Origin of the sequence: Mesorhizobium sp. M7A.F.Ca.CA.004.06.1.1, from assembly GCF_003999135.1 — a bacterium.
In the GTDB taxonomy this organism is placed as follows: domain Bacteria; phylum Pseudomonadota; class Alphaproteobacteria; order Rhizobiales; family Rhizobiaceae; genus Mesorhizobium.
The window spans coordinates 1-11,352 of record NZ_RZPQ01000111.1 but is presented as its reverse complement, the minus strand read 5'-3'; the positions used below and the strand labels follow the sequence as shown (position 1 = coordinate 11,352).

The following is an 11,352-nucleotide window of genomic DNA, read 5'->3' as shown; positions in this document are numbered from 1 at the left end:
CTGCCTGTTCGTTAAGCGCTCGCTCGGCTCCGGCTATGCCGGCATCGACAACACGCTGTTCTACAAGGACGGCACCATGATGCTGCTCGGCGATGCCAAGAAGATGACTGAAGAGATCGTCAAGGCGATGGATCACTGATGGGATCAGGGCTGGGACACGCCTCATTGTGTACCCGGATTATCTTGCTGTTTTGCTTCGAGACGAATTCTCAATTCAGATGGCCACCATCAGCGAATGTCGGTGTCGGTGGTTGCGCCTCCAGGTCCGCCCGGCGCCTAAGGCTTCTCGGTGCTGCGCTAGGTCAACTCGTGGCGCAAAGGAGAGGCGAGGGGCGGAGACAACGTGTTGTCGGTGCGCGATCTTGCCGTGCCACCGAAGCTTTCAGGTGTCTCGTTCGATCCCGAGGCGAGGCGAGGTGCTGGGTTTCGCCGGCCTGCTCGGCTCGGGCCGCACCGAACTGCTGGGGGCGATCGGTGGGGTCGATACGGTGCGTGCCGGTACGGTCTTGCTCGATCAAAAGAACATCACCAGTGCCTCGTATGGCGAGAGAGTCAAAAGCGGAATCGGGATGAGCCTGAAAGTCGCAAGGAGGATGGCATCTTGCCGCTACTCGGCGTTGACGAGAACACCGTCGCCACCGACTTCTCGAGAGTGGCGGTGAACGGCGTGATCTCGGCATCACGCATGGCAGACGCGGCGGGCGATATCATTCGTCGTATCGGCATCAAGACGGCGCGGATCGACACGCCGGTCGGCACATTGTCGGGCGGCAACCAGCAGAAAGTGGTGATTGGGCGCTGGGTCTATGCCGGCAGCCGAATTCTGTTGCTCGATGAGCCGACCCGCGGTGTCGATGTCGAAGCGAAGTCGCAAACTATGCCGTCGAGCGAGATGCGGCCGCCAAATACCCGGTTGACAACGAATATCGGTTTATGAAAGGGTGAGAACGTTCTCAGAGAACGTTCTCACTGCAGTTGCGACCTTACCTTGGGAGGAGGGATGAGCACCGACGAGACCCCTCTAGCCGTTCGCATCGCCAAGATTGCGAAGTCTTACGGACCGACAGTCGCGCTCGATTCCGTTTCCATTGACCTGCGTCCGGGTGAAGTCCATGCACTGCTGGGCGAGAACGGCGCCGGCAAGTCGACGCTTGTCAAGATCCTCAGCGGCGTGGTGAAGCCGGACAGCGGATCGCTGTCGATCTTTGGCGCGCCCTATGCGCCGCACGACATCGTCGGTGCGCGGGCGCAGGGCGTGGCGACGGCCTTCCAGGAACTCAGCCTGCTGCCCAACCTCAGCATCGCCGAGAATCTGATGCTGCCGAAAATGCCCAGGGGCATGCTCGGTCTCGCGTCGCATCGCACGGCGATAGCCTCCGCTCGAAAGACGCTTAAGGATTATGGTTTGGCGTATTTCGATCCTGACACGCCCGTGGGTGTGCTCTCGCTGTCGGACCGTCAGCGGCTCGAAATCGTCCGTGCTTTCACCCACGCTTCGAAATTATTGATCCTCGACGAGCCGACGGCCGCGCTGGCCGACGTCGAATGGCTGTTCGAGCTGGTGCGGCGGCAAAAATCCTTGCAGACCGCAATCCTTTATATTTCCCATCGCCTCGGGGAAGTACGCAGCTTGTGCTCGCGTGCCACTATACTGCGCAACGGCCGCAGCATCGGCACCGTCGAGCTTTCGGGCGCCTCGGACGAGAACATCTTCGAGATGATGGTCGGCCGCAGCGCGCGTGAAACGGTCAACACATTGCCCGTAGCAGGTGATGCCGCGCCCATCGCGCTGAGCGTCAAAGGCCTTTCGGGCGGCATCCTGAACGAGGTGTCGTTCAATGTCAGGCAGGGCGAGATCGTCGGCATCGCCGCGCTTGAAGGTCAAGGGCAGCGCGACCTGTTCAGGACACTGGTCGGCCTTGCCAAGGCGAAGGGCGGAAGCATCGAGATCGACGGCGTGCGCGCTCATATCGGCAGCCCAGGCGACGCGCTCTATTTTGGCAACGGCCTTGCCTACCTGCCTGAGGATCGCAAATCGGAAGGTATCCTCGGCGGCCTTACCACGGCCAGCAACATGGTGCTGCCGATCATTTCCCGCATTGCGCAGGGCGGCATCGTCTGGCCCGCCGGCGAGCGTCGCGCCGCGAGGAAAACCGCCGCGGCGGTCGACCTTCAGGAGCGCTACCTGCATTTCAAGATCGACGAGCTTTCGGGTGGCAACCAGCAGAAGGCGCTTCTGGCGCGCGTCATGATGACCGGCGCGCGCACCTTGCTGCTCTTCGATCCCACGCGCGGGGTCGATGTCGGCACCAAGCAGTCGATCTACGAGGCGATTCGCAAATTCGCCGCCGACGGCGGCTCGGTGCTCTTCTATTCATCCGAACTGCCGGAACTCGTCCATCTCGCGCATCGCTGTATCGTGCTCTACGGCGGCCGCATCTTTGCCGAATATCAGGGCGACGCCATCGACGAGCAGACCATCGTCGGCGCGCTGATCGGCCACGCTCGGAGTGCGGCGAAGGGAGTGGCTGCATGAGCGCGATCGCGGCAAATCCAGCGCCTCGCCGCTCGCCTTTCTGGCGCGCCGTCATCAGCGGCACCGGTATCGTCGCGCTGATCTACGTCCTGCTCTACGCGCTCTACGCGTTCTGGCAGCCCGATGCGCTCTCGGTCTACACATTCACCGACCTCGTCAACAATTCGACGCCGCTGGCGCTGGCGGCGGCGGGCGAGACGCTGGTCGTCATCAGTCGCGGCTTTGACCTGTCAGTCGCGGGCGTCGTCTCGCTGACCAACGTGCTGATGGCCGTCTATCCGCTCGACGGCCCGGGCGGAGCGCTGATCAGCCTGCTGATGTGCTGCGCGATCGGCGCCATCGTCGGCATGATCAACGGCATTCTGGTTGCCAGGCTCGGGCTCCAGACCATCGCGGCGACGCTCGGCACGATGATCATCTGCCAGGGGCTGGCGCTCGTCATCCTCGACGCGCCCGGCGGCATGGTCTCCGACTTTGTCACCTACACCTTGACCGACACGCTCTTCGGTGTCGTTCCGATTGCCGGTCTGTTCCTGGTTGCCGCCGCCGTGCTGTGGCTGGCCTTCCGGCGAACGAACACCGGCATCGGCCTTTATGCGATCGGCGCCGACGAGCAGTCGGCCCGTTACTCCGGCGTGGCCGTATCGGGCGTGCGCATCACTGCCTTCGTCGGCGCTGGCATCCTTTATGGCGTCGCCGGCTTCATGCTGAGCGCCCAGACCGCGACCGGCAATCCGACGGCGGGCACTCCATTCCTGGTGCTCACCTTTGCCGCCGTGGCGCTTGGCGGCACACCGCTCAGCGGTGGCCGCGGCAGCCTTATCGGCTCGATCCTCGGCGCCGGCACGCTCATGCTTTTGCAGAAAGTGCTGTTCTCGGGCGGTGTGTCGTCTTTCTACACCGGCATCTTCCAGGGCTTCGTGCTGGTGCTCGCGATCGTCTTCGGCAACGCGGTGGCGCGCCTGCTCAAGAAGGACGACGCCCGGTGAACGCGCATAAGGACATGGCGATGCCTTTCGACGCCTCTTCCGACCAGCGCGGCAGGCAGAAGCTGGACCGCGAAACGGTGAACACACTTGTCGTGTTCGGACTGAGCATCGTGCTCGTGTTGTGCTCGCGCTTCATCAGCCCGGCGCTCGGCTCCTGGAGCCAGGTTCTCACAGTGCTGATCCTTGCATCCTTCCTGATCATCCTTTCCTTTGGGCAGGGGCTTGTCATCCTGATCGGCGGACTGGATCTGTCGATACCCGCGCTCATCACGCTCGGCGGCGTTTTGACGACGAACTGGATCGGCACGAACGACGCCGGCATCTGGTACATGCTGCCGGCCATCCTGCTCATCTGTGCCCTGGTCGGCGCGGTGAGCGGCGTCGGTATCGTCTGGCTAAAGGTGCCGCCTTTCATCATGACGATGGCGACGTCGATCGTCATCGCCTCCGCGGCGCTCGGCTATACTAGCGGCACGCCGCGCGGCGGTTCGCCATCGGCCCTGTTATGGCTGATGAAGGCGTGGTTTCTCGGCGTGCCGGTGGTCATCTACTTCACCCTCGCCTTCATCCTGCTCGGCTGGCTGCTGCAGAACTTCACCGCGCTAGGACGTCGGCTTCGCGCGCTCGGCACCAACAGGAACGCCGCGCTCATCGCCGGCGTCAACGTCAACCGGCTCGAACTCATGCCCTATGCGATCAGCGCCGTTTGCGCCGGCTTCGTCGGCATGATGCTGGTCGGCTACTCTAACGGCGCGACGCTCAGGATGGGCGACAGCTACATGCTGCCCTCGATAGCCGCCGTCGTGATCGGCGGCTCCTCGATCCTCGGTGGCGGCGGAACCTTCATCGGTACGGTCGGCGGCGCAATCCTTCTGACCACGCTCGGCATGATGATCTCGGCCATCGGGCTCAGCGAGGGATGGCGCACCATCATCGAGGGCGCGATCATCGTCGGGGCGCTGCTGGTGCTGCGGGGCGAGTTCCTGACCCACATCGGAAATCGGTTGCTGACGCGAAGGAAATGACCATGCGCCTGCGTGTGATACTTTTTGTCCAATTGTGAGAACGTTCTCACAAGCTCTGGTCCGGCACCTGAAAGGGCCAAATCCAAAGGGAGGTTGATGGAAATGAAGCTGTTAAGAAGACTGGGACTGGCCGCGTCGCTGACGCTTGCCACAACTGCGGGCGTTGCGACGGTCATCGACCATGCCGACGCGCAGGACAAGAAGCTCAAGGTCTATCTGTCGCTGAGCTACAGCGGCAATTCCTGGCAGTCGGAGGCCGCGAACATCGTCAAGGCGCTGGCGCAGACGCCGCCTTACGACAAGACCGTGGAGCTGAAGGAGGTCATCTCCGGCACCGATCCGCAGGCGCAGATCTCGGCCTATGAGAGCATGATCCAGGATGGCGCCGACGGCATCATCAGCTTCCCGATCTCGTCGACGGCGCTGAACCGCACCATCCATCGCGGCTGCCAGAAGGGCGTGCTCTTCTTTATGTATGACGCGACGGTGACCGAACCCTGCGCCTACAACGTCAGCTACATCACCGCTGGTTTCGGCGAGAACAGCGCCCAGGCGCTGGTCAACATCCTCGGCGGCAAGGGCAACATCTTCCTGAGCCGTGGCGTTCCGGGCAACTCGGTCGATAAGCGCCACACCGACGGCGCGATGCACATCTTCAACCAGTATCCCGGCATCAAGGTGGTCGCGGAATACTATTCCTACTGGGATGACCGCACCACGCAGCAGGAGACGGCCAAGGCGCTCGCCGCGCATCCGGACGTCGACGGCATCTGGGCCCAGGCCGGCGAATACGGTGCGATCCAAGCGCAGCTCGACAAGGGCAACAAGCTCGTGCCGATGACCGGCGAGAACTCCGACGGCTTCCGCCTCGGCCTTGCCGATCCGAAGATGCAGGGCATGGGTCTCAAAGGCGTCTCGGCCGGCTCGCCGCCCGCCACCTCCGGCTACGCCTTCAAGCTGATGATGGAGATCCTGACCAAGAAGCGCGACCTGAAGCCGATGAACATCGAGTACCCGCTGCCCTGGGTGCCGGCTGATCAGGTCAAGCCTTGCAAGGGCGACACCTTCGCCGACGGCTGCAACGTGTTCCCGTCCGACAAGGTGCCCTCATCCTTCGTCACCGAGGTCTTCAATCCCGAGCTTCTGCCGGAACTGTCGCTACAGTCGGCGCTCGAGGGCAAGCCGACGCCCGGAGCGGCCATCCAGCCGCTGCCGGCGGATGTGAAGCAGGCGCCCGACGCGCCCGGCATCAACTGCTCGTCGTGCAAGGCCCCGGCCGACGAATACAAGCTCACCAAGATCGAGCCGACGGTGAAGCCCTGACGACCAGCAATGCGATCGATGGACGGCACCCTGCCGTCCATCCCACCCAAGACAAGGATGAGAACATGCCGACCTTTCTGAAGCGGGGCAGAGATCCCGAGGCTGTCGCCCAGGGCGACGCGGTTGTCCGAACGACCGTCGAGACGATCCTCGCCGATATCGAGAAGCGGGGCGACGCCGCCGTCCGGGAACTGTCGGAGCGTTTCGACAGATGGTCGCCGCAGAGCTTCCGGCTGACCGACAGCGATATTGAACAGGCCATCTCCAAAGTCTCGGCAAGGGATCTGGAGGACATTCGCTTCGCCCAGGCGCAGGTCCGCAATTTCGCCGAGAAGCAGCGCGCCTGCCTGCAGGATCTCGAGGTGGAAACGCTGCCGGGTGTCGTCCTTGGCCACAAGAACATTCCCGTCGACACGGTCGGCTGCTACGTGCCGGGCGGCAAATATCCGATGGTCGCCTCCGCGCACATGAGCGTGGTGACGGCAAGGGTCGCCGGCGTGAAGAAGATCATCGCCTGCGCGCCGCCGTTCCAAGGCGGGCCGCATCCGGCCATCGTCGCCGCCATGCACATGGGTGGCGCCGACGAGATCTACGTTTTGGGCGGCATCCAGGCCGTTGGCGCCATGGCGCTCGGAACCGAGACCATCGGGCGCGTCGACATGCTTGTCGGTCCGGGCAACGCCTTCGTCGCCGAGGCCAAGCGCCAGCTCTACGGGCGCATCGGGATCGATCTGTTCGCCGGTCCGACCGAAACGCTGGTGATCGCCGACGACAGCGTCGACGGCGAGATCTGCGCGACCGACCTGCTCGGCCAGGCCGAACATGGCCCGACAAGCCCGGCGGTGCTTCTGACCAATTCGCCGAAGCTGGCGCGCGACACCATGGCGGAGATCGAGCGGCAGCTGAAAATCCTGCCGACGGCCGAGATCGCCGCCAAGGCGTGGGCTGACTACGGCGAGGTGATCGTATGCGATTCCTACGAGGAAATGGTTGTGGAAGCCGACCGTATCGCCTCCGAGCACGTGCAGGTGATGACGCGCGATCCCGACTACTTCCTCGGCAACATGCGCAACTACGGCGCGCTGTTTTTGGGGCCGCGCACGAATGTCGCCTATGGCGACAAGGTCATCGGCACCAACCATACGCTGCCGACCAAGAAGGCGGCCCGCTACACTGGCGGTTTGTGGGTTGGCAAGTTCATCAAGACCTGCACCTATCAGCGCGTCCTGACCGACGAAGCGAGCGCCATGATCGGCGAGTACTGTTCGCGCCTGTGTGCCCTGGAGGGTTTCTACGGACATGCCGAGCAGGCCAACATCCGGGTCCGCCGCTACGGAGGTCGCAACGAGGCCTAAGGCAGCGCAACGGAGTTTTCATGTCGGTCATCGCCCGCAACAAGAACAGCAAACCCCGCCTGACCGTGAAGGATCTGGCGCGCGACCTCGGCATGTCTGTTTCGACCGTCTCCAGGGCTTTTCACGCCGATGCGGTGATCGCCAAGGGCACGCGCGACGTGGTGTTGAACCGCGCGAGGGAGATTGGCTATTCGCCAAACCCCTTCGCGCGCAGTCTCATCACCAAGAAGACGCGCATTGTCGGCGTGGTCGTCGCCGACATCAAGAATCCGTTCTACCCGGAAGTCCTCACCCGGCTCACCACCGAGCTGCGCGCCATCGACATGAACGTGATGCTGGTCGCGGCCGACCAGTCGGGCGAGGTCGACCAGGCGCTGCGCCTTCTTCTCAACTACCAGCCCGACCTCGCCATCATTCTCGCGGCAACATTGTCGTCGGAAGCCGCGCAGGAGTGCCGCAACGCCGGCACGCCGGTGATCTTCTTCAACCGGCTGTCGGCCGACGACCACGCTTTCGGCATCTCCTGCGACAACATCCTGGGCGGCCGCAGCATTGCCGACTATCTGGCCGACACCGGCCACCGGCGCCTGGCCTACATCGCCGCGCTGGCGGATGCCTCGACCAATGTTGCCCGTCACCGCGGCTTCAGCGAACGCGCGGTCGAGCGCGGCCTTGCAGTGCCTGCCGTCATCGATGCGGGGCAGTTCAGCTACCACGCCGGCTACGAGGCCGCCTGCAAGCTACGTGATCTTGAAGAGATGCCCGACGGCGTGTTCTGCGCCAACGACATTCTCGCCATAGGCTTTCTCGACGGCGTTCGGGAACTGGGCCTCAACGTGCCGGACGACCTCTCGATCGTCGGCTTCGACGATATCGAAATGGCGCATTGGCCTTCGCACGGGCTGACGACCGTCAAGCAGCCCATCGAAAAGATGTTGGAGGCGACGATTTCGCTGGCCAAGGAACTGGGCACGAATGCTGGCCGGGAGCCGGTCGTGCAGATGATTGCGCCAGGCGCCGTGATCGAGCGCGCGACGACGCGCAGGAGGCATCATGACTGATCTATCCGCAAAGCGCTTCTTCGAACGCGCGGTCAACGTTCACCGCTACGACTGCGAGCTGGTTGCAGCGCCGCAGCCGTCGGACGCTGAAAGCGGGCAATTCCAACCAGCCATCGACAAGGACGGGGCGACCGACGAGGCCGTCGTCCGCTACGTGGTCGCCACCCGTCCCATCTATGACGGCCTGCGCCGGCTGATTGGGCAGGTCGCGGGCTTGCTGGTTTTGGCCGAAGCTGGCGGTCGCCGCGATGTGCTCGACCTGCCGGATATCCCGGCGGCCTGTGAACAATGGGCCGAGGTCAAGCAGCGCCTGGGCGCCTTGCAGACGCCGCGCGGTCTGGAGGCCCATTGCGTGCGCCTGGAGACCGCGCACGCGACGCTCGGCGAAGTGCTTGACGAATTCGGCCTGGCCCGGCTGCGGCGCGACTGGCAGCAGCATCTCGACCGGGCAGCGGAGAGGATCAAGCACGCCTATGCCTGGCTGCAGGCGGCGTCGGAGCCGCGCGCCGGCATGACGCCGATCGATTTCAATCATGCCTGCTGCAGTTGTGCACAGCGCTGGCGAAAACAGGGAGGAAACGATGGGTCAATATTCGATCTGGGTGCTTGAGTACAGCTACGTCACCAACTACCACAAGAGCGGCGTGCTCTACGGCGCCCACAATCAGGGTCACGTCAAGCTTCCCTACTGCTATGCGCTGATCAAGGGCAACGGCCACGTCGCCATGGTCGATGTCGGCTACAACAACAAGGACTACGGCAAGCATCTCGGCGACAAGTTCGGCGTCGAGAACTGGCACTCACCCGAGGCCGTCCTCAGCGAGATCGGCCTGTCGCCGCAGGACGTCGACACGGTCTTCGTCACCCACGCCCACTTCGATCATTTCGGCAATGTCGAGGACTTCCCGAAGGCTACCTTCTACATCCAGGAGCGCGAAATCGCGAAATGGGTCTGGGCGATGTCGCTGCCGGACCGCATGCGCTGGATGAACGTCGCCGTCGACCCTGGCGATATCGTACGCGGTGTCGACCTGGCCCGCCAGAAGCGGCTGGTGACGATCGATGGCGCAAAGCAGGACGTGCTGCCGAACGTCGATCTCCATCCCGCCTTCGATAGCCACACCTACGGTTCGATGTGGGTCACCGTACGCAACGGCAACGAAGATACCTGGGTGCTGGCAGGCGATCTCGTCTATGTCTTCGACAATATCGAGGGCTCGGGAGCTGCCGTCGATGTCGAGACGCTCTACGTCCCGGTGGGCCTTGCGGTCGGCAGCCAGACCAATCTCGTGCTGGCGACCGAGGAGATGATGAAGCAGGTGAATTACGAGGCACGGCGCGTCATTCCCATCCACGAAGAGCGGCTGAAGGACCGTTTCCCCTCGCGCATCACCAAGGATGGCCTGCGCATCACTGAAATCTGCCTCGCGGACGGCGAGAAATCGTGGGTGCAGTAATGGAGCAAATCCGCAAGGTGGCCATTGTCGGGGCAGGGCTCGTCGGCCGCGGCTGGGCGATCGTCTTCGCTCGTGCTGGTCATGACGTGACCATCTATGACGGCAGCGACGACATCCGCGTGGCGGTGATTGACAGGATCCGCGCCAGTCTTGCCGACATGCACGAAGCCGGGCTGATCGATGCGATCGATCCTGTCATGCGGCGGTTAAGGGTGGTCGACACGCTCGAGAGTGCGGTTGCCGATGCCGACTATATCCAGGAATCGGTGCTCGAACGGCGCGATGTCAAGCAGGCCGTCTGCCTCGAGATCGATCGGGCCATGCGGCCCGATGCCGTCGTAGGCAGCTCCAGCTCAGGTATTCCTGCCTCGGCGTTTACGGAACAATGTGTAAAACGCGCACGCTTCCTCGTGGTGCATCCGGTGAATCCTCCACATCTGATCCCGTTGGTCGAACTGGTTCCGGCGCCATGGACGGACGCAAACATCGTTCCTTGGCTACGGGAACAAATGGAAGCCGTGGGCCAGGCGGCCATCGTCGTGCGCAAGGAGGTGGAGGGCTTTGTCCTGAACAGGCTCCAGGGTGCGCTGCTCAACGAAGCCTGGGCATTGCTTGAGGAAGGTGTCGCAAGTGCCGCCGACATCGATCTGACGGTGTCGCACGGGCTTGGCTACCGCTGGTCCTTCATGGGACCGTTCGAGACGATCGACCTCAACGCGCCTGGCGGGATTGCCGACTATGCGCGGCGTCTGGGGCCGCTCTACCACGCGATCGCACTGGCAAGGCGCGATCTGGCGCCTTGGTCCGAAGCGCTGATCGGCAAGGCCGAAGCCGAACGCCGCGAGAAACTGTCGGCATCCCGCCTCGGTGAACGCAGCACCTGGCGCGACCGCAATCTCATGGCGCTCGTCGCTTATAAGCAACGTACCAGCGTCTGACACGGAGAGGGCCATGGCGGCAATGCTGCAAGACAAGGTTGCCCTGGTGACCGGAGCGACCGGTGGTATCGGCGCGCAGATCGTATCGAGGCTCGCGCAGGAAGGGGCGTCGGTCGTCGTCGGCTACAACAGTTCACGCCAGGCGGCCGAAGCGCTGGTCTCGTCGCTAACGCCCCGCGATCATCTCGTCGCCGAGGCGAGCGTCACCGACAGCGACTGCCTCGCGCGATTGGCCGGCCAGATCGAGGAAAGGTTCGGCCGGCTCGATATCCTGGTCAATTGCGCCGGCATAACCCGTTTCGTACCGCATCCGGACCTCGATGGTCTGGACGACGCGTTGATCGACAGCATCTTCAGCGTCAACGTGCGTGGTGTCATCGCCGCGACGCGGGCAATGCGGCCGCTGCTCGACCGCGCCGCCAGCGGCGTCGTTGTCAACATCTCGTCGATTGCCGGCGCAACCGCCATGGGCAGCAACATCGCCTACTGCGCCTCCAAGGCCGCTGTCGACAACCTAACCAAGTCGCTGGCGCGCGCCCTGGCTCCGAAAATCAGGGTCGTGTCGGTGTCACCGGGCGTCGTCGACACTGATTTCATCAAGGGCCGCGACGAGTCCTGGCGAGATGAACAGGCGAACCGGACGCCGCTCGGGCGATTGGGCACGCCCG

Annotated in this window: 12 protein-coding genes; all 12 read left to right on the top strand. The window is 63.4% G+C overall.

What is annotated here, in order from left to right:
- On the top strand, positions 1–139 hold a 139-nt coding region (locus tag EN906_RS09805; protein WP_164777142.1), incomplete at its 5' end, for an NAD(P)(+) transhydrogenase (Re/Si-specific) subunit beta.
- A gap of 462 nt (positions 140–601) precedes the next feature.
- Positions 602–937, top strand: a complete 336-nt coding sequence (locus EN906_RS38180; protein WP_236383427.1) for an ATP-binding cassette domain-containing protein — start codon at positions 602–604, stop codon at positions 935–937.
- A gap of 63 nt (positions 938–1,000) precedes the next feature.
- The gene (locus EN906_RS09795) at positions 1,001–2,536 is read left to right on the top strand and encodes a sugar ABC transporter ATP-binding protein (protein WP_127267392.1); all 1,536 of its coding nucleotides are present in this window, start codon (positions 1,001–1,003) and stop codon (positions 2,534–2,536) included.
- Complete coding sequence (locus EN906_RS09790; protein ID WP_127267391.1) at positions 2,533–3,525, top strand: ABC transporter permease; 993 nt, start codon at positions 2,533–2,535, stop codon at positions 3,523–3,525. Before EN906_RS09795 ends, EN906_RS09790 begins: the two co-directional genes overlap by 4 nt.
- The gene (locus tag EN906_RS09785; RefSeq protein WP_127267390.1) at positions 3,522–4,550 is read left to right on the top strand and encodes an ABC transporter permease; all 1,029 of its coding nucleotides are present in this window, start codon (positions 3,522–3,524) and stop codon (positions 4,548–4,550) included. Before EN906_RS09790 ends, EN906_RS09785 begins: the two co-directional genes overlap by 4 nt.
- A 96-nt stretch (positions 4,551–4,646) precedes the next feature.
- Positions 4,647–5,873 (top strand): sugar ABC transporter substrate-binding protein, encoded by a 1,227-nt coding sequence (locus tag EN906_RS09780; protein WP_245456768.1) that lies wholly within the window; start codon positions 4,647–4,649, stop codon positions 5,871–5,873.
- A gap of 65 nt (positions 5,874–5,938) precedes the next feature.
- Entirely contained in the window at positions 5,939–7,228 is a 1,290-nt protein-coding gene (hisD, locus tag EN906_RS09775; RefSeq protein ID WP_127271660.1) for a histidinol dehydrogenase, read from the top strand.
- 20 nt (positions 7,229–7,248) lie between these two features.
- The gene (locus EN906_RS09770) at positions 7,249–8,289 is read left to right on the top strand and encodes a LacI family DNA-binding transcriptional regulator (RefSeq protein ID WP_127269456.1); all 1,041 of its coding nucleotides are present in this window, start codon (positions 7,249–7,251) and stop codon (positions 8,287–8,289) included.
- A complete protein-coding gene (locus tag EN906_RS09765) occupies positions 8,282–8,899 on the top strand; it encodes a hypothetical protein (protein ID WP_127269455.1) in 618 nt (205 codons plus the stop codon). The genes EN906_RS09770 and EN906_RS09765 overlap by 8 nt, the downstream gene beginning before the upstream one ends.
- Entirely contained in the window at positions 8,871–9,746 is an 876-nt protein-coding gene (locus tag EN906_RS09760) for an N-acyl homoserine lactonase family protein (RefSeq protein WP_127269454.1), read from the top strand. Before EN906_RS09765 ends, EN906_RS09760 begins: the two co-directional genes overlap by 29 nt.
- Positions 9,734–10,684, top strand: a complete 951-nt coding sequence (locus EN906_RS09755) for a 3-hydroxyacyl-CoA dehydrogenase (RefSeq protein ID WP_236383432.1) — start codon at positions 9,734–9,736, stop codon at positions 10,682–10,684. Before EN906_RS09760 ends, EN906_RS09755 begins: the two co-directional genes overlap by 13 nt.
- Before the next feature lie 13 nt (positions 10,685–10,697).
- On the top strand, positions 10,698–11,352 hold a 655-nt coding region (locus EN906_RS09750), incomplete at its 3' end, for an SDR family NAD(P)-dependent oxidoreductase (protein WP_127375154.1).

Coding starts and splice junctions, on each gene's coding strand:
- EN906_RS09790 (WP_127267391.1), top strand. CDS start 2,533: ATGAGCGCGATCGCGGCAAATCCAGCGCCTCGCCGCTCGCCTTTCTGG.
- EN906_RS09780 (WP_245456768.1), top strand. CDS start 4,647: ATGGAAATGAAGCTGTTAAGAAGACTGGGACTGGCCGCGTCGCTGACG.
- hisD (WP_127271660.1), top strand. CDS start 5,939: ATGCCGACCTTTCTGAAGCGGGGCAGAGATCCCGAGGCTGTCGCCCAG.
- EN906_RS09765 (WP_127269455.1), top strand. CDS start 8,282: ATGACTGATCTATCCGCAAAGCGCTTCTTCGAACGCGCGGTCAACGTT.
- EN906_RS09760 (WP_127269454.1), top strand. CDS start 8,871: ATGGGTCAATATTCGATCTGGGTGCTTGAGTACAGCTACGTCACCAAC.
- EN906_RS09795 (WP_127267392.1), top strand. CDS start 1,001: ATGAGCACCGACGAGACCCCTCTAGCCGTTCGCATCGCCAAGATTGCG.
- EN906_RS09770 (WP_127269456.1), top strand. CDS start 7,249: ATGTCGGTCATCGCCCGCAACAAGAACAGCAAACCCCGCCTGACCGTG.